This window comes from Staphylococcus sp. EG-SA-14 (assembly GCF_017151935.1).
Taxonomy (GTDB): domain Bacteria; phylum Bacillota; class Bacilli; order Staphylococcales; family Staphylococcaceae; genus Staphylococcus; species Staphylococcus aureus.
This window is the reverse complement of the sequence record NZ_JACVZM010000007.1, coordinates 72,431-93,826: the sequence shown is the minus strand read 5'-3', so window position 1 is coordinate 93,826 and position 21,396 is coordinate 72,431. Positions and strand designations below refer to the sequence as shown.

At 34.8% G+C, this 21,396-nt stretch carries 6 protein-coding genes (1 of these 6 running past the window's edge); all 6 read left to right on the top strand.

Annotated features, from left to right (window positions below; all coding sequences use genetic code 11):
* Nucleotides 1–13 precede the first annotated feature (13 nt).
* Nucleotides 14–892 carry a 5'-3' exonuclease gene (locus IDG63_RS06335; protein WP_001133025.1) on the top strand — a complete coding sequence of 293 codons (879 nt, stop codon included), beginning with the start codon at nt 14–16 and terminating at the stop codon, nt 890–892.
* A 475-nt stretch (nt 893–1,367) separates the two neighbouring features.
* Nucleotides 1,368–2,486 carry an alanine dehydrogenase gene (ald, locus tag IDG63_RS06330; RefSeq protein WP_000959424.1) on the top strand — a complete coding sequence of 373 codons (1,119 nt, stop codon included), beginning with the start codon at nt 1,368–1,370 and terminating at the stop codon, nt 2,484–2,486.
* A 94-nt stretch (nt 2,487–2,580) separates the two neighbouring features.
* On the top strand, nt 2,581–3,621 hold the full coding sequence (gene tdcB, locus IDG63_RS06325) for a bifunctional threonine ammonia-lyase/L-serine ammonia-lyase TdcB (RefSeq protein ID WP_000210823.1): 1,041 nt from the start codon (nt 2,581–2,583) through the stop codon (nt 3,619–3,621).
* Nucleotides 3,622–3,651: 30 nt separating this feature from the next.
* Complete coding sequence (locus tag IDG63_RS06320) at nt 3,652–4,974, top strand: APC family permease (RefSeq protein WP_000064778.1); 1,323 nt, start codon at nt 3,652–3,654, stop codon at nt 4,972–4,974.
* Between the two features lie 156 nt (nt 4,975–5,130).
* The gene (gene norB / locus IDG63_RS06315; protein WP_000414685.1) at nt 5,131–6,522 is read left to right on the top strand and encodes a multidrug efflux MFS transporter NorB; all 1,392 of its coding nucleotides are present in this window, start codon (nt 5,131–5,133) and stop codon (nt 6,520–6,522) included.
* Nucleotides 6,523–6,919: 397 nt separating this feature from the next.
* Nucleotides 6,920–21,396, top strand: partial view of a hyperosmolarity resistance protein Ebh gene (gene ebh / locus IDG63_RS06310; protein ID WP_206176394.1) — the 5' end (the start) only. Its footprint extends 16,936 nt past the window's final position; the window shows 14,477 of its 31,413 coding nt (coding positions 1–14,477); it begins with the start codon at nt 6,920–6,922; its stop codon lies off the right edge, out of view.

The following is a 21,396-nucleotide window of genomic DNA, read 5'->3' as shown; positions in this document are numbered from 1 at the left end:
AGGAACGTTTTAAATGCCTAATAAAATATTACTTGTAGATGGTATGGCGCTATTATTTAGACATTTCTATGCTACAAGTCTTCATAAACAATTTATGTACAATTCACAAGGTGTACCTACAAATGGAATACAAGGATTTGTGCGTCATATCTTTTCGGCAATACATGAAATACGCCCTACACATGTAGCTGTATGTTGGGATATGGGACAATCAACTTTTAGAAATGATATGTTTGATGGTTATAAGCAAAATCGTTCTGCACCACCAGAAGAATTGATACCACAATTTGATTATGTTAAAGAAATTTCAGAGCAATTTGGCTTTGTAAATATTGGCGTTAAAAACTATGAAGCGGATGATGTTATAGGTACATTAGCACAACAATATTCAACTGATAACGATGTCTATATTATTACGGGCGACAAAGATTTACTGCAATGTATTAATGACAATGTTGAAGTTTGGCTAATTAAAAAAGGTTTTAACATTTATAATAGATATACATTACATCGTTTTAACAAAGAATATGCCCTTGAACCACAACAACTAATCGATATTAAAGCGTTTATGGGTGATACAGCAGATGGATATGCGGGTGTTAAAGGTATTGGCGAGAAAACGGCTATTAAGTTAATTCAGCAATATCAAAGCGTTGAAAATGTGGTTGAAAACATTGATGCATTATCAGCTGGTCAACGTAATAAGATAAATGACAATTTAGATGAACTATATTTATCGAAGCGACTTGCTGAAATTCACACACAAGTACCAATTGATAGTGAATCGCTTTTTGAGAAAATGTCATTTGCAACAACACTTAATCATATTTTATCAATTTGTAACGAACATGAATTACATGTTTCAGGAAAATATATTTCATCCCATTTTTAAAAAAGTATAAAATTTTATGAAAAATTAAACCAATTAAGTATAAAAAGACTATTTCTATCGATACAAGGTAGAAATAGTCTTTTTGCGTATTTGGATATGTCAGAGTGAATAAATAAGCCGAATTTTGATAGATACATATTTGATTAATCAATAGAGTTTACAGAATTATATTTCATCCAAATAAATTACCATACACTACAAAATAGTACAGTTACAACTTTATTAATCTAAAAAACATATTTGATTAATTAGTTTTTGAGTCAATGTATTAATACAACTATAAATCAAATGGAGTATAAGAAATAAATATAGTGGTATAATTGCACATAATATTTAAGAATAAGAATAATATATTAAATATTTATTAACAAATTATAGATAAAATATGAATAATTAATTAATGGTATTTACATATTCATAACCAAAGGATAAAATAATTGTGAAATTATTCACAAATGAAAGAGGAGTGTTGCAAATGTTAGTTGCAGTAGTCAAAGAATTAAAACAAGGTGAAGGACGTGTAGCTTGCACACCCGAAAATGTGCGTAAGTTAACGGATGCAGGACATAAAGTAATTGTTGAAAAAAATGCTGGCATTGGTTCAGGATTTTCTAACGATATGTATGAAAAAGAAGGCGCTAAGATCGTAACTCATGAACAAGCATGGGAAGCTGATCTTGTTATCAAAGTAAAAGAACCTCATGAAAGCGAATATCAATATTTCAAAAAGAATCAAATTATCTGGGGATTTTTACATTTAGCATCTTCAAAAGAAATAGTAGAAAAAATGCAAGAAGTTGGTGTAACTGCGATTAGTGGTGAAACCATTATAAAAAATGGAAAAGCAGAATTATTAGCGCCAATGAGTGCTATAGCAGGTCAACGCTCAGCAATTATGGGAGCTTACTACTCTGAAGCACAACATGGTGGTCAAGGTACTTTAGTGACTGGTGTACATGAAAATGTGGATATACCTGGTAGTACATATGTGATTTTCGGTGGTGGCGTAGCAGCAACAAATGCAGCAAATGTTGCCTTGGGACTAAATGCTAAAGTAATCATTATCGAGTTAAACGATGACCGCATTAAATATCTTGAAGATATGTATGCAGAAAAAGATGTCACAGTAGTCAAATCAACACCAGAAAATTTAGCAGAACAAATTAAGAAAGCAGATGTATTTATTTCTACAATTTTAATTCCAGGTGCGAAACCGCCAAAATTGGTTACTCGTGAGATGGTTAAATCAATGAAAAAAGGTTCAGTATTAATCGATATAGCTATTGACCAAGGTGGAACTATTGAAACAATTAGACCAACTACAATTTCTGATCCAGTGTATGAAGAAGAAGGTGTGATTCATTATGGTGTACCAAATCAACCAGGAGCAGTCCCAAGAACTTCAACAATGGCATTAGCACAAGGAAATATTGATTATATATTAGAAATTTGTGACAAAGGCTTAGAACAAGCAATTAAAGATAATGAAGCCTTAAGTACTGGTGTAAACATTTACCAAGGACAAGTGACAAATCAAGGATTAGCTTCATCACATGACCTAGATTATAAAGAAATATTAAATGTTATCGAATAGATAATAATTTAAATGAAATTGAGTGAAATGAATATTTTAAATATAGCATTATAGTTTGGACTAAAAATTTACAAAACGGAAGGATGTAATTATTATGACAACCAACACAGTTACATTACAAACAGCACATATTGTAAGTTTAGGAGATATCGAAGAAGCTAAAGCAAGCATTAAACCATTTATTCGTCGAACACCACTAATTAAATCTATGTATTTAAGTCAAAGTATAACTAAAGGGAATGTATTTCTAAAATTAGAAAATATGCAATTCACAGGATCTTTTAAATTTAGAGGCGCTAGCAATAAAATTAATCACTTAACAGATGAACAAAAAGAAAAAGGCATTATCGCAGCATCTGCTGGGAACCATGCACAAGGTGTTGCTTTAACAGCAAAACTATTAGGTATTGATGCAACGATTGTGATGCCAGAAACAGCACCAATTGCTAAACAGAATGCTACCAAAGGATATGGTGCAAAAGTCATTTTAAAAGGTAAAAACTTTAACGAAACTAGACTTTATATGGAAGAATTAGCGAAAGAAAATGGCATGACAATCGTTCATCCATATGACGATAAGTTTGTAATGGCAGGCCAAGGAACAATTGGTTTAGAAATTTTAGATGATATTTGGAATGTGAATACAGTCATCGTACCAGTTGGCGGTGGAGGATTAATTGCAGGTATTGCCACCGCATTAAAATCATTTAACCCTTCAATTCATATTATCGGTGTTCAATCTGAGAATGTTCATGGTATGGCTGAGTCTTTCTATAAGAGAGATTTAACTGAACATCGAGTGGATAGCACAATAGCAGATGGTTGTGATGTAAAAGTTCCTGGTGAACAAACATATGAAGTAGTTAAACATTTAGTAGATGAATTTATTCTTGTTACTGAAGAAGAAATTGAACATGCTATGAAAGATTTAATGCAGCGTGCCAAAATTATTACTGAAGGTGCAGGCGCATTACCAACAGCTGCAATTTTAAGTGGAAAAATAAACAATAAATGGCTTGAAGATAAAAATGTTGTTGCTTTAGTTTCAGGCGGGAATGTTGACTTAACTAGAGTTTCAGGTGTCATTGAACATGGACTGAATATTGCAGATACAAGCAAGGGTGTGGTAGGTTAAAACATTTAATCTTAAAAATGAGGTGTAATTATGTCAAATGGTAAAGAATTACAAAAAAATATAGGTTTCTTCTCAGCGTTTGCTATTGTTATGGGGACAGTTATTGGTTCAGGAGTATTCTTTAAAATATCAAACGTAACAGAAGTAACAGGAACAGCAGGAATGGCCTTGTTTGTATGGTTCCTAGGCGGCATCATTACCATTTGTGCGGGGTTAACAGCAGCAGAACTTGCTGCTGCAATCCCTGAAACAGGTGGCTTAACGAAGTATATAGAATATACATACGGTGATTTCTGGGGCTTCCTATCAGGTTGGGCGCAATCATTTATTTATTTTCCAGCTAACGTAGCAGCATTGTCTATCGTATTTGCGACACAGCTAATTAATTTATTCCATTTATCTATAGGTTCGTTAATACCAATAGCAATCGCATCTGCGTTATCTATTGTGTTGATAAATTTCCTAGGTTCAAAAGCAGGCGGAATTTTACAATCAGTTACTTTAGTAATTAAACTGATTCCAATCATCGTTATTGTAATTTTTGGTATTTTTCAATCTGGAGATATCACTTTTTCATTAATTCCAACTACAGGTAATTCAGGAAATGGTTTCTTTACAGCAATTGGTAGTGGTTTATTAGCAACTATGTTTGCATATGATGGTTGGATTCATGTAGGAAATGTTGCGGGGGAACTTAAAAATCCTAAACGCGATTTACCTTTAGCGATTTCAGTTGGTATCGGTTGTATTATGGCTGTGTATTTATTAATTAACGCTACATTCTTATTAACGTTGCCAATAGAACTACTTGCTGGTAATTTAAATGCAGCTTCAGATACATCAAAAATATTATTTGGTGAAAATGGCGGTAAGATTATTACAATCGGTATATTAATTTCTGTTTATGGTACGATCAATGGCTATACTATGACTGGTATGCGCGTACCATATGCAATGGCTGAAAGAAAATTATTGCCATTTAGCCACTTATTCGCAAAATTAACAAAATCTGGTGCACCATGGTTTGGCGCAATTATACAACTTATAATCGCTATCATCATGATGTCAATGGGAGCATTTGATACAATTACAAACATGTTAATCTTTGTTATTTGGTTGTTCTATTGTATGTCATTTGTTGCGGTAATAATTTTAAGAAAACGTGAACCAAATATGGAACGACCATATAAAGTACCGTTATATCCGATCATACCTTTAATTGCTATTTTGGCAGGATCATTTGTATTAATTAATACACTGTTTACACAATTTATATTAGCAATCATTGGAATTCTAATAACAGCACTTGGTATACCAGTTTATTACTATAAAAAGAAACAAAAAGCAGCATAAGGTAAGATAACTAGCATTGAGAATAAATGGATGGACTACTAATAAATTTAAAGTTTTACACATTAAAATCAAAAACCATTCAATTATTCTATGGAACAGACAAATTTCTGTTATGGAATTTGTCTGTTTTTCAAAAGTATAGGGAGGCAAATAGAGATGGAAAAGCCGTCAAGAGAGGCATTTGAAGGCAATAATAAGTTGTTAATAGGAATTGTTCTAAGTGTAATAACGTTTTGGCTATTTGCACAATCATTGGTTAATGTTGTACCAATACTTGAAGATAGTTTCAATACAGATATTGGAACGGTTAATATCGCCGTTAGTATAACTGCTTTATTTTCAGGAATGTTTGTAGTAGGAGCAGGTGGTCTTGCTGATAAATATGGCAGAATTAAACTCACGAACATTGGTATTATCTTAAATATATTAGGTTCATTATTAATCATTATTTCAAATATTCCTTTATTACTTATTATAGGAAGATTAATTCAAGGACTTTCAGCAGCATGTATTATGCCTGCAACTTTGTCTATTATTAAGTCATATTACATTGGGAAAGACAGACAACGCGCTTTAAGTTATTGGTCAATTGGCTCATGGGGCGGCTCTGGTGTTTGTTCATTTTTTGGAGGTGCAGTTGCAACGCTTTTAGGTTGGCGTTGGATTTTCATCCTATCAATTATAATTTCATTAATTGCACTGTTTCTTATTAAAGGCACACCTGAAACTAAATCTAAATCGATTTCTCTAAATAAATTTGACATTAAAGGTCTGGTTCTTTTAGTCATTATGCTCCTCAGTTTAAATATTTTAATTACTAAAGGATCAGAATTAGGTGTAACCTCACTTCTTTTTATTACTTTATTAGCTATTGCAATTGGATCTTTTAGTTTATTTATAGTTCTTGAAAAGCGTGCTACAAATCCTTTAATCGATTTTAAATTATTTAAAAATAAAGCTTACACAGGTGCAACAGCTTCAAACTTTTTGTTAAATGGTGTTGCAGGAACATTAATAGTAGCCAACACATTTGTTCAAAGAGGTTTAGGATATTCTTCATTGCAAGCAGGAAGTTTATCAATCACTTATTTAGTAATGGTACTAATTATGATTCGTGTTGGTGAAAAGTTACTTCAAACACTCGGATGCAAGAAACCAATGTTAATTGGAACAGGAGTTCTTATTGTCGGAGAATGTCTCATTTCATTAACTTTCTTGCCAGAAATATTCTATGTCATTTGTTGTATTATAGGTTATTTATTCTTTGGTTTAGGACTAGGGATATATGCTACACCATCAACAGATACAGCAATTGCAAATGCACCGTTAGAAAAAGTAGGCGTTGCTGCAGGTATCTATAAAATGGCTTCTGCATTAGGTGGAGCATTTGGCGTCGCATTGAGTGGTGCAGTATATGCAATCGTATCAAATATGACAAACATTTATACAGGTGCAATGATTGCATTATGGTTAAATGCAGGTATGGGAATATTATCATTCGTTATCATTTTGTTACTTGTGCCTAAACAAAACGACACTCAATTATGATAATTGAGAATTAAATTGAAATCATACAAGTCGCTACAATATTAAACAAAAATATAAACCGATTCTTATGTGTCATTATTTTAAATGAACATAGGGATTGGTTTTTTATTACTCTTTTACGCTACTTTATTTATAATTATTATAAATTGTCACAAATTCAATTTACCTTACAATATATTTTGTGTTATTATATTCTGGAGCATAAATAAATTGTTAAACACATAGTTGTAATGTGTTTCAATACTTTTTGGATAGATTGCGAAATTGTATTGAATCGTCATCGTTTTAAATTTTTAAATGAGAATGGAATGAGCATTACAATACACAAGCAATCAAAAGTAAATACATTCACAACACAACAGAGACATAACAACAAGATAAGGAGTGAACAATAGCTGTGAATTATCGTGATAAAATTCAAAAGTTTAGTATTCGTAAATATACAGTTGGTACATTTTCAACTGTCATTGCGACATTGGTATTTTTAGGATTCAATACATCACAAGCACATGCTGCTGAAACAAATCAACCAGCAAGCGTGGTTAAACAGAAACAACAAAGTAATAATGAACAGACTGAGAATCGAGAATCTCAAGTACAAAATTCTCAAAATTCACAAAATGGTCAATCATTATCTGCTACTCATGAAAATGAGCAACCAAATATTAGTCAAGCTAATTTAGTAGATCAAAAAGTAGCGCAATCATCTACTACTAATGATGAACAACCAGCATCTCAAAATGTAAATACAAAGAAAGATTCGGCAACGGCTGCGACAACACAACCAGATAAAGAACAAAGTAAGCATAAACAAAACGAAAGTCAATCTGCTAATAAAAATGGAAACGACAATAGAGCGGCTCATGTAGAAAATCATGAAGCAAATGTAGTAACAGCTTCAGATTCATCTGATAATGGTAACGTACAACATGACCGAAATGAATTACAAGCATTTTTTGATGCAAATTATCATGATTATCGCTTTATTGACCGTGAAAATGCAGATTCTGGCACATTTAACTATGTAAAAGGCATTTTTGATAAGATTAATACGTTATTAGGCAGTAATGATCCAATAAACAATAAAGACTTGCAACTTGCATACAAAGAATTGGAACAAGCTGTTGCTTTAATTCGTACAATGCCTCAACGTCAACAGACTAGCCGACGTTCAAATAGAATTCAAACGCGTTCGGTTGAGTCAAGAGCTGCAGAGCCTAGATCAGTATCAGACTATCAAAATGCAAACTCATCATATTATGTTGAAAATGCTAATGATGGTTCGGGCTATCCTGTTGGTACATATATCAATGCTTCTAGTAAAGGGGCGCCATATAATTTACCAACTACACCATGGAATACATTGAAGGCCTCTGACTCAAAGGAAATTGCTCTTATGACAGCGAAACAAACTGGAGACGGGTACCAATGGGTTATTAAGTTTAATAAAGGACATGCTCCACATCAAAATATGATCTTTTGGTTTGCATTACCAGCAGACCAAGTGCCAGTAGGAAGAACTGACTTTGTAACAGTTAATTCAGATGGAACAAATGTACAATGGAGTCATGGAGCAGGAGCAGGTGCAAATAAACCACTTCAACAAATGTGGGAATATGGAGTAAATGATCCTCATCGTTCACATGACTTTAAAATAAGAAATAGAAGTGGCCAAGTAATATATGACTGGCCAACTGTCCATATTTATTCTTTAGAAGATTTATCTAGAGCGAGTGATTATTTTAGTGAAGCTGGAGCGACACCTGCTACTAAAGCTTTTGGTAGACAAAATTTTGAATATATTAATGGTCAAAAACCTGCTGAATCACCGGGTGTTCCTAAAGTTTATACTTTCATCGGTCAAGGTGATGCAAGTTATACAATTTCATTTAAAACACAAGGTCCAACTGTTAATAAATTGTACTATGCAGCAGGTGGGCGTGCTTTAGAGTACAATCAATTATTTATGTACAGTCAACTATACGTCGAATCAACGCAAGACCATCAACAACGTCTTAATGGTTTAAGACAAGTGGTTAATCGTACATATCGCATAGGTACAACTAAACGTGTAGAAGTGAGTCAAGGAAATGTACAAACGAAAAAGGTATTAGAAAGTACAAACCTAAATATAGATGATTTTGTTGATGATCCTTTAAGTTATGTTAAGACGCCGAGTAATAAAGTGTTAGGATTTTATTCGAATAATGCAAATACTAATGCTTTTAGACCGGGTGGAGCCCAACAATTAAATGAATATCAATTAAGTCAATTATTTACTGATCAAAAATTACAAGAAGCAGCAAGAACTAGAAACCCAATAAGATTAATGATTGGTTTCGACTATCCTGATGCTTATGGTAATAGTGAAACTTTAGTTCCTGTTAACTTAACGGTATTACCTGAAATCCAACATAATATTAAATTCTTTAAAAATGACGATACTCAAAATATTGCTGAAAAACCATTTTCAAAACAAGCTGGGCATCCAGTTTTCTATGTATATGCAGGTAACCAAGGGAATGCTTCCGTGAATTTAGGTGGTAGCGTAACATCTATTCAACCATTACGTATTAATTTAACAAGTAATGAGAATTTTACAGATAAAGATTGGCAAATTACAGGTATTCCGCGTACATTACACATTGAAAACTCGACAAATAGACCTAATAATGCCAGAGAACGCAATATTGAACTTGTTGGTAACTTATTACCAGGGGATTACTTTGGAACGATACGTTTTGGACGTAAAGAACAATTATTCGAAATTCGTGTTAAACCACATACACCAACAATTACAACGACAGCTGAGCAATTAAGAGGTACAGCATTACAAAAAGTACCTGTTAATATTTCGGGAATACCGTTGGATCCATCTGCATTGGTTTATTTAGTTGCACCAACAAATCAAACTACGAATGGTGGTAGTGAGGCAGATCAAATACCATCTGGTTATACGATACTTGCGACTGGTACACCTGATGGGGTCCATAACACAATTACTATACAACCAAAAGATTATGTTGTATTCATACCACCAGTAGGTAAACAAATTAGAGCAGTAGTTTATTATAATAAAGTAGTTGCATCTAATATGAGTAATGCTGTTACTATTTTGCCAGATGACATTCCACCAACAATCAATAATCCTGTTGGAATAAATGCCAAATATTATCGTGGTGATGAAGTTAGCTTTACTATGGGGGTTTCAGATAGACATTCTGGATTAAAAAGTACAACTATTACGACATTGCCAAGTGGTTGGACATCAAATTTAACTAAATCCGACAACAAAAACGGCTCATTAGCTATTACAGGTAGAGTCTCTATGAATCAGGCATTTAACAGTGATATTACATTTAAAGTATCAGCGACAGACAATGTCAATAATACGACAAATGATAGTCAATCTAAACATGTGTCAATTCATGTAGGTAAAATTAGTGAAGATGCTCATCCGATTGTATTAGGAAATACTGAGAAAGTTGTAGTAGTCAATCCGACTGCTGTATCTAATGATGAAAAGCAAAGCATAATTACTGCCTTTATGAATAAAAACCAAAATATAAGAGGATATTTAGCATCAACTGATCCAGTAACTGTCGATAATAATGGTAATGTCACATTACATTACCGTGATGGCTCATCAACAACGCTTGATGCTACAAATGTGATGACATACGAACCAGTTGTGAAATCTGAATATCAAACTGCCAATGCAGCTAAAACAGCAACGGTAACGATTGCTAAAGGACAATCATTTAATATTGGTGATATTAAACAATATTTTACTTTAAGTAATGGACAAGCTATTCCAAGTGGCACATTTACAAATATTACTTCTGATAGAACGATTCCAACTGCACAAGAAGTTAGTCAAATGAACGCAGGCACGCAGTTATACCATATAACTGCTACAAATGCGTATCATAAAGATAGTGAAGACTTCTATATTAGTTTGAAAATCATCGATGTGAAACAACCAGAAGGCGATCAACGTGTATATCGTACATCAACATATGATTTAACTACTGATGAAATCTCAAAAGTAAAACAAGCATTTATTAATGCAAATAGAGATGTAATTACGCTTGCCGAAGGTGATATTTCAGTTACAAATACACCTAATGGTGCTAATGTAAGTACTATTACAGTAAATATTAATAAAGGTCGATTAACGAAATCATTCGCGTCAAACCTAGCTAATATGAATTTCTTGCGTTGGGTTAATTTTGCACAAGATTACACAGTATCTTGGACAAATGCGAAAATTGCAAATCGACCAACTGATGGTGGTCTATCTTGGTCTGATGACCATAAATCATTAATTTATCGTTATGATGCTACATTAGGTACTCAAATTACGACGAATGATATTTTAACAATGTTAAAAGCAACAACTACAGTGCCTGGATTGCGAAATAACATTACTGGTAATGAAAAATCACAAGCAGAAGCTGGCGGAAGACCTAACTTTAGAACGACTGGTTATTCACAATCAAATGCGACAACTGATGGTCAACGTCAATTTACGTTGAATGGTCAAGTGATTCAAGTGTTAGACATCATCAACCCTTCAAACGGTTATGGTGGGCAACCTGTTACAAATTCAAATACTCGTGCAAACCATAGTAACTCAACTGTTGTTAACGTAAACGAACCGGCAGCTAATGGTGCTGGCGCATTTACAATTGACCATGTTGTAAAAAGTAATTCTACACATAATGCAAGTGATGCAGTTTATAAAGCACAGTTATACTTAACGCCATATGGTCCAAAACAATATGTTGAACATTTAAATCAAAATACAGGAAATACTACTGACGCTATTAACATTTATTTTGTACCAAGTGATTTAGTGAATCCAACAATTTCAGTAGGTAATTACACTAATCATCAAGTGTTCTCAGGTGAAACATTTACAAATACGATTACAGCGAATGATAACTTTGGTGTGCAATCTGTAACTGTACCAAATACATCACAAATTACAGGCACTGTTGATAATAACCATCAACATGTTTCTGCAACGGCACCAAATGTGACATCAGCAACTAATAAGACAATCAATTTATTAGCAACTGATACAAGCGGCAATACAGCTACAACTTCGTTCAATGTAACAGTGAAACCTTTGCGTGATAAATATCGAGTTGGTACTTCATCAACGGCTGCTAATCCTGTGAGAATTGCCAATATTTCGAATAATGCGACAGTATCACAAGCTGATCAAACGACAATTATTAATTCGTTAACGTTTACTGAAACAGTTCCAAATAGAAGTTATGCAAGAGCAAGTGCGAATGAAATCACTAGTAAAACAGTTAGTAATGTCAGTCGTACTGGAAATAATGCCAATGTCACAGTAACTGTTACTTATCAAGATGGAACAACATCAACAGTGACTGTACCTGTAAAGCATGTCATTCCAGAAATCGTTGCACATTCGCATTACACTGTACAAGGCCAAGACTTCCCAGCAGGTAATGGTTCTAGTGCATCAGATTACTTTAAGTTATCTAATGGTAGTGACATTCCAGATGCAACTATTACATGGGTAAGTGGACAAGCGCCAAATAAAGATAATACACGTATTGGTGAAGATATAACTGTAACTGCACATATCTTAATTGATGGCGAAACAACGCCGATTACGAAAACAGCAACATATAAAGTAGTAAGAACTGTACCGAAACATGTCTTTGAAACAGCCAGAGGTGTTTTATACCCAGGTGTTTCAGATATGTATGATGCGAAACAATATGTTAAGCCAGTAAATAATTCTTGGTCGACAAATGCGCAACATATGAATTTCCAATTTGTTGGAACATATGGTCCTAACAAAGATGTTGTAGGCATATCTACTCGTCTTATTAGAGTGACATATGATAATAGACAAACAGAAGATTTAACTATTTTATCTAAAGTTAAACCTGACCCACCTAGAATTGACGCAAACTCTGTGACATATAAAGCAGGTCTTACAAACCAAGAAATTAAAGTTAATAACGTATTAAATAACTCGTCAGTAAAATTATTTAAAGCAGATAATACACCATTAAATGTCACAAATATTACTCATGGTAGCGGTTTTAGTTCGGTTGTGACAGTAAGTGACGCGTTACCAAATGGCGGAATTAAAGCAAAATCTTCAATTTCAATGAACAATGTGACGTATACGACGCAAGACGAACATGGTCAAGTTGTTACAGTAACAAGAAATGAATCTGTTGATTCAAATGACAGTGCAACAGTAACAGTGACACCACAATTACAAGCAACTACTGAAGGCGCTGTATTTATTAAAGGTGGCGACGGTTTTGATTTCGGACACGTAGAAAGATTTATTCAAAACCCGCCACATGGGGCAACGGTTGCATGGCATGATAGTCCAGATACATGGAAGAATACAGTCGGTAACACTCATAAAACTGCGGTTGTAACATTACCTAATGGTCAAGGTACGCGTAATGTTGAAGTTCCAGTCAAAGTTTATCCAGTTGCTAATGCTAAGGCGCCATCACGTGATGTGAAAGGTCAAAATTTGACTAATGGAACGGATGCGATAAACTACATTACATTTGATCCAAATACAAACACAAATGGTATCACTGCAGCATGGGCAAATAGACAACAACCAAATAACCAACAAGCAGGCGTTCAACATTTAAATGTCGATGTCACATATCCGGGTATTTCAGCTGCTAAACGAGTTCCTGTAACTTTGAACGTATATCAATTTGAATTCCCTCAAACTACTTATACAACAACAGTTGGTGGCACTTTAGCAAGTGGTACGCAAGCATCAGGATATGCACAAATGCAAAATGCTACTGGTTTACCAACAGATGGATTTACGTATAAATGGAATCGTGATACTACAGGTACAAATGACGCAAACTGGTCAGCTATGAATAAACCGAATGTGGCTAAAGTCGTTAACGCAAAATATGACGTCATCTATAACGGACATACTTTTGCAACATCTTTACCAGCGAAATTTGTAGTAAAAGATGTGCAACCAGCGAAACCAACTGTGACTGAAACAGCGGCAGGAGCGATTACAATTGCACCTGGAGCAAACCAAACAGTGAATACACATGCCGGTAACGTAACGACATACGCTGATAAATTAGTTATTAAACGTAATGGTAACGTTGTGACGACATTTACACGTCGCAATAATACGAGTCCATGGGTGAAAGAAGCATCTGCAGCAACTGTAGCAGGTATTGCTGGAACTAATAATGGTATTACTGTTGCAGCAGGTACTTTCAACCCTGCTGATACAATTCAAGTTGTTGCAACGCAAGGAAGCGGAGAGACAGTGAGTGATGAGCAACGTAGTGATGATTTCACAGTTGTCGCACCACAACCGAACCAAGCGACTACTAAGATTTGGCAAAATGGTCATATTGATATCACGCCTAATAATCCATCAGGACATTTAATTAATCCAACTCAAGCAATGGATATTGCTTACACTGAAAAAGTGGGTAATGGTGCAGAACATAGTAAGACAATTAATGTTGTTCGTGGTCAAAATAATCAATGGACAATTGCGAATAAGCCTGACTATGTAACATTAGATGCACAAACTGGTAAAGTGACGTTCAATGCCAATACTATAAAACCAAATTCATCAATCACAATTACTCCGAAAGCAGGTACAGGTCACTCAGTAAGTAGTAATCCAAGTACATTAACTGCACCGGCAGCTCATACTGTCAACACAACTGAAATTGTGAAAGATTATGGTTCAAATGTAACAGCAGCTGAAATTAACAATGCAGTTCAAGTTGCTAATAAACGTACTGCAACGATTAAAAATGGCACAGCAATGCCTACTAATTTAGCTGGTGGTAGCACAACGACGATTCCTGTGACAGTAACTTACAATGATGGTAGTACTGAAGAAGTACAAGAGTCCATTTTCACAAAAGCGGATAAACGTGAGTTAATCACAGCTAAAAATCATTTAGATGATCCAGTTAGTACAGATGGTAAAAAGCCAGGTACAATTACGCAGTACAATAATGCAATGCATAATGCGCAACAACAAATCAATACTGCGAAAACAGAAGCACAACAAGTGATTAATAATGAGCGTGCAACACCACAACAAGTTTCTGACGCATTAACTAAAGTTCAAGCTGCACAAACTAAGATAAATGAAGCTAAAGCATTACTTCAAAATAAAGAAGATAATAGTCAATTAGTAACGTCTAAAAATAACTTACAAAGTTCTGTGAACCAAGTACCATCAACTGCTGGTATGACGCAACAAAGTATTGATAACTATAATGCGAAGAAGCGTGAAGCAGAAACTGAAATAACTGCAGCTCAACGTGTTATTGACAATGGCGATGCAACTGCACAACAAATTTCAGACGAAAAACATCGTGTCGATAACGCATTAACAGCATTAAACCAAGCGAAACATGATTTAACTGCAGATACACATGCCTTAGAGCAAGCAGTGCAACAATTGAATCGCACAGGTACAACGACTGGTAAGAAGCCGGCAAGTATTACTGCCTACAATAATTCGATTCGTGCACTTCAAAGTGACTTAACAAGTGCTAAAAATAGCGCTAATGCTATCATTCAGAAGCCAATAAGAACAGTGCAAGAGGTACAATCTGCGTTAACAAATGTAAATCGTGTCAATGAGCGATTAACGCAAGCAATTAATCAATTAGTACCTTTAGCTGATAATAGTGCTTTAAGAACTGCCAAGACGAAACTTGATGAAGAAATCAATAAATCAGTAACTACTGATGGTATGACACAATCATCAATCCAAGCATATGAAGATGCTAAACGTGCGGGTCAAACAGAATCAACAAATGCACAAAATGTTATTAACAATGGTGATGCGACTGACCAACAAATTGCCGCAAAAAAAACAAAAGTAGAAGAAAAATATAATAGCTTAAAACAAGCAATTGCTGGACTAACTCCAGACTTGGCACCATTACAAACTGCAAAAACTCAGTTGCAAAATGATATTGATCAGCCAACGAGTACGACTGGTATGACAAGCGCATCTATTGCAGCATTTAATGAAAAACTTTCAGCAGCTAGAACTAAAATTCAAGAAATTGATCGTGTATTAGCCTCACATCCAGATGTTGCGACAATACGTCAAAACGTGACAGCAGCGAATGCCGCTAAATCAGCACTTGATCAAGCACGTAATGGCTTAACAGTCGATAAAGCGCCTTTAGAAAATGCGAAAAATCAACTACAACATAGTATTGACACGCAAACAAGTACAACTGGTATGACACAAGACTCTATAAATGCATACAATGCGAAGTTAACAGCTGCACGTAATAAGATTCAACAAATCAATCAAGTATTAGCAGGTTCACCGACTGTAGAACAAATTAATACAAATACGTCTGCAGCAAATCAAGCTAAATCTGATTTAGATCATGCACGTCAAGCTTTAACACCAGATAAAGCGCCGCTTCAAACTGCGAAAACGCAATTAGAACAAAGCATTAATCAACCAACGGATACAACAGGTATGACAACCGCTTCGTTAAATGCGTACAACCAAAAATTACAAGCAGCGCGTCAAAAGTTAACTGAAATTAATCAAGTGTTGAATGGCAACCCAACTGTCCAAAATATCAATGATAAAGTGACAGAGGCAAACCAAGCTAAGGATCAATTAAATACAGCACGTCAAGGTTTAACATTAGATAGACAGCCAGCGTTAACAACATTACATGGTGCATCTAACTTAAACCAAGCACAACAAAATAATTTCACGCAACAAATTAATGCTGCTCAAAATCATGCTGCGCTTGAAACAATTAAGTCTAACATTACGGCTTTAAATACTGCGATGACGAAATTAAAAGACAGTGTTGCGGATAATAATACAATTAAATCAGGTCAAAATTACACTGACGCAACACCAGCTAATAAACAAGCGTATGATAATGCAGTTAATGCGGCTAAAGGTGTCATTGGAGAAACGACTAATCCAACGATGGATGTTAACACAGTGAACCAAAAAGCAGCATCTGTTAAATCGACGAAAGATGCTTTAGATGGTCAACAAAACTTACAACGTGCGAAAACAGAAGCAACAAATGCGATTACGCATGCGAGTGATTTAAACCAAGCACAAAAGAATGCATTAACACAACAAGTGAATAGTGCACAAAACGTGCAAGCAGTAAATGATATTAAACAAACGACTCAAAGCTTAAATACTGCTATGACAGGTTTAAAACGTGGCGTTGCTAATCATAACCAAGTCGTACAAAGTGATAATTATGTCAACGCAGATACTAATAAGAAAAATGATTACAACAATGCATACAACCATGCGAATGACATTATTAATGGTAATGCACAACATCCAGTTATAACACCAAGTGATGTTACCAATGCTTTATCAAATGTCACAAGTAAAGAACATGCATTGAATGGTGAAGCTAAGTTAAATGCTGCGAAACAAGAAGCGAATACTGCATTAGGTCATTTAAACAATTTAAATAATGCACAACGTCAAAACTTACAATCGCAAATTAATGGTGCGCATCAAATTGATGCAGTTAATACAATTAAGCAAAATGCAACAAACTTGAATAGTGCAATGGGTAACTTAAGACAAGCTGTTGCAGATAAAGATCAAGTGAAACGTACAGAAGATTATGCGGATGCAGATACAGCTAAACAAAATGCATATAACAGTGCAGTTTCAAGTGCCGAAACAATCATTAATCAAACAACAAATCCAACGATGTCTGTTGATGATGTTAATCGTGCAACTTCAGCTGTTACTTCTAATAAAAATGCATTAAATGGTGATGAAAAATTAGCACAATCTAAAACAGATGCTGCAAGAGCAATTGATGCATTACCGCATTTAAATAATGCACAAAAAGCAGATGTTAAATCTAAAATTAATGCTGCATCAAATATTGCTGGCGTAAATACTGTTAAACAACAAGGTACAGATTTAAATACAGCGATGGGTAACTTGCAAGGTGCAATCAATGACGAACAAACGACATTAAATAGTCAAAATTATCAAGATGCGACACCAAGTAAGAAAACAGCATACACAAATGCGGTACAAGCTGCGAAAGATATTTTAAATAAATCATATGGTCAAAATAAAACGAAAGATCAAGTTACTGAAGCGATGAATCAAGTGAATTCTGCTAAAAATAACTTAGATGGTACGCGTTTATTAGATCAAGCGAAGCAAACAGCAAAACAGCAGTTAAATAATATGACGCATTTAACAACTGCACAAAAAACGAATTTAACAAACCAAATTAATAATGGTACTACTGTCGCTGGTGTTCAAACGGTTCAATCAAATGCCAATACATTAGATCAAGCCATGAATACGTTAAGACAAAGTATTGCCAACAAAGATGCGACTAAAGCAAGTGAAGATTACGTAGATGCTAATAATGATAAGCAAACAGCATATAACAACGCAGTAGCTGCTGCTGAAACGATTATTAATGCTAATAGTAATCCAGAAATGAATCCAAGTACGATTACACAAAAAGCAGAGCAAGTGAATAGTTCTAAAACGGCACTTAACGGTGATGAAAACTTAGCTGCTGCAAAACAAAATGCGAAAACGTACTTAAACACATTGACAAGTATTACAGATGCTCAAAAGAACAATTTGATTAGTCAAATTACTAGTGCGACAAGAGTGAGTGGTGTTGATACTGTAAAACAAAATGCGCAACATCTAGACCAAGCTATGGCTAGCTTACAGAATGGTATTAACAACGAATCTCAAGTGAAATCATCTGAGAAATATCGTGATGCAGATACAAATAAACAACAAGAGTATGATAATGCTATTACTGCAGCGAAAGCGATTTTAAATAAACAACATGGTCCAAACACTGCGCAAAATGATGTTGAGGCAGCATTACGACGTGTGAATACAGCGAAAGATGCATTGAATGGTGATGCAAAATTAATTGCAGCTCAAAACGCAGCGAAACAACATCTAGGTACTTTAACGCATATCACTACAGCACAACGCAATGATTTAACAAATCAAATTTCACAAGCTACAAACTTAGCTGGTGTTGAATCTGTTAAGGAAAGTGCGAATAGTTTAGATGGTGCAATGGGTAACTTACAAACGGCTATCAACGATAAATCTGGAACATTAGCGAGCCAAAACTTCCTAGATGCTGATGAGCAAAAACGTAATGCTTACAATCAAGCTGTATCAGCTGCCGAAACAATTTTAAATAAACAAACTGGACCGAATACAGCGAAAACAGCAGTCGAACAAGCACTTAATAATGTTAATAATGCGAAACATGCATTAAATGGTACGCAAAACTTAAACAATGCGAAACAAGCAGCGATTACAGCAATCAATGGCGCATCTGATTTAAATCAAAAACAAAAAGATGCATTAAAAGCACAAGCTAATGGTGCTCAACGCGTATCTAATGCACAAGATGTACAGCACAATGCGACTGAACTGAACACGGCAATGGGCACATTAAAACATGCCATCGCAGATAAGACGAATACGTTAGCAAGCAGTAAATATGTTAATGCCGATAGCACTAAACAAAATGCTTACACAACTAAAGTTACCAATGCTGAAAATATTATTAGCGGTACGCCAACGGTTGTTACGACACCTTCAGAAGTAACAGCTGCAGCTAATCAAGTAAACAGCGCGAAACAAGAATTAAATGGTGACGAAAGATTGCGTGTAGCAAAACAAAACGCCAATACTGCTATTGATGCATTAACACAATTAAATACTCCTCAAAAAGCTAAATTAAAAGAACAAGTGGGACAAGCCAATAGATTAGAAGACGTACAAACTGTTCAAACAAATGGACAAGCATTGAACAATGCAATGAAAGGCTTAAGAGATAGTATTGCTAACGAAACAACAGTCAAAGCAAGTCAAAACTATACAGACGCAAGTTCGAATAACCAATCAACATATAATAGCGCTGTGTCAAATGCGAAAGGTATCATTAATCAAACTAACAATCCGACTATGGATACTAGTGCGATTACCCAAGCTACAACACAAGTGAATAATGCTAAAAATGGTTTGAACGGTGCTGAAAACTTAAGAAATGCACAAAACACTGCTAAGCAAAACTTAAATACGTTATCACACTTAACAAATAACCAAAAATCTGCAATCTCAACACAAATTGATCGTGCAGGTCATGTGAGTGAGGTAACAGCTGCTAAAAATGCAGCAACTGAGTTGAATACGCAAATGGGTAACTTGGAACAAGCTATCCATGATCAAAACACAGTTAAACAAAGTGTTAAATTTACTGATGCAGATAAAGCTAAACGTGATGCGTATACAAATGCGGTAAGCAGAGCTGAAGCAATTCTGAATAAAACGCAAGGTGCAAATACGTCTAAACAAGATGTTGAAGCGGCTATTCAAAATGTTTCAAGTGCTAAAAATGCATTGAATGGTGATCAAAACGTTACAAATGCGAAGAATGCAGCTAAAAATGCATTAAATAACTTAACGTCAATTAATAATGCACAAAAACGTGACTTAACAACTAAAATTGATCAAGCAACAACTGTAGCTGGTGTTGAAGCTGTATCTAATACAGGTACACAATTGAATACAGCGATGGCTAACTTGCAAAATGGTATTAATGATAAAACAAATACACTAGCAAGTGAAAACTATCATGATGCTGATTCAGATAAGAAAACTGCTTATACTCAAGCCGTTACGAACGCAGAAAATATTTTAAATAAAAATAGTGGATCAAATTTAGACAAAACTGCCGTTGAAAACGCGTTGTCACAAGTTGCTAATGCGAAAGGTGCCCTAAATGGTAACCATAATTTAGAGCAAGCTAAATCAAATGCAAACACTACTATAAACGGACTTCAACATTTAACAACTGCTCAAAAAGATAAATTGAAACAACAAGTGCAACAAGCACAAAATGTTGCAGGTGTAGATACTGTTAAATCAAGTGCCAACACATTAAATGGTGCTATGGGTACGTTAAGAAATAGCATTCAAGATAACACAGCTACGAAAAATGGCCAAAACTATCTTGATGCTACAGGAAGTAACAAAACAAACTATAACAATGCTGTTGATAGTGCTAATGGTGTCATTAATGCAACAAGCAATCCAAATATGGATGCTAATGCAATTAACCAAATCGCTACACAAGTGACATCAACGAAAAATGCATTAGATGGTACACATAATTTAACGCAAGCGAAACAAACAGCAACAAATGCCATCGATGGTGCTACTAACTTAAATAAAGCGCAAAAAGATGCGTTGAAAGCACAAGTGACAAGTGCGCAACGTGTTGCAAATGTAACAAGTATCCAACAAACTGCAAATGAACTTAATACAGCTATGGGTCAATTACAACATGGTATTGATGATGAAAATGCAACAAAACAAACTCAAAAATATCGTGACGCTGAACAAAGTAAGAAAACTGCTTATGATCAAGCTGTAGCTGCTGCGAAAGCAATTTTAAATAAACAAACAGGTTCAAATTCAGATAAAGCAGCAGTTGACCGTGCATTACAACAAGTAACAAGTACGAAAGATGCATTGAATGGTGATGCAAAACTGGCAGAAGCGAAAGCGGCAGCTAAACAAAACTTAGGCACTTTAAACCATATTACGAATGCACAACGTACTGACTTAGAAGGCCAAATCAATCAAGCGACGACTGTTGATGGCGTTAATACTGTAAAAACAAATGCCAATACATTAGACGGCGCAATGAATAGCTTACAAGGTTCAATCAATGATAAAGATGCGACATTAAGAAATCAAAATTATCTTGATGCGGATGAATCAAAACGAAATGCATATACGCA

Bases quoted from the DNA above. Each gene is read 5' to 3' on its own strand.
- IDG63_RS06335 (WP_001133025.1), top strand. From the start codon at position 14: ATGCCTAATAAAATATTACTTGTAGATGGTATGGCGCTATTATTTAGA.
- ald (WP_000959424.1), top strand. From the start codon at position 1,368: ATGTTAGTTGCAGTAGTCAAAGAATTAAAACAAGGTGAAGGACGTGTA.
- tdcB (WP_000210823.1), top strand. From the start codon at position 2,581: ATGACAACCAACACAGTTACATTACAAACAGCACATATTGTAAGTTTA.
- IDG63_RS06320 (WP_000064778.1), top strand. From the start codon at position 3,652: ATGTCAAATGGTAAAGAATTACAAAAAAATATAGGTTTCTTCTCAGCG.
- norB (WP_000414685.1), top strand. From the start codon at position 5,131: ATGGAAAAGCCGTCAAGAGAGGCATTTGAAGGCAATAATAAGTTGTTA.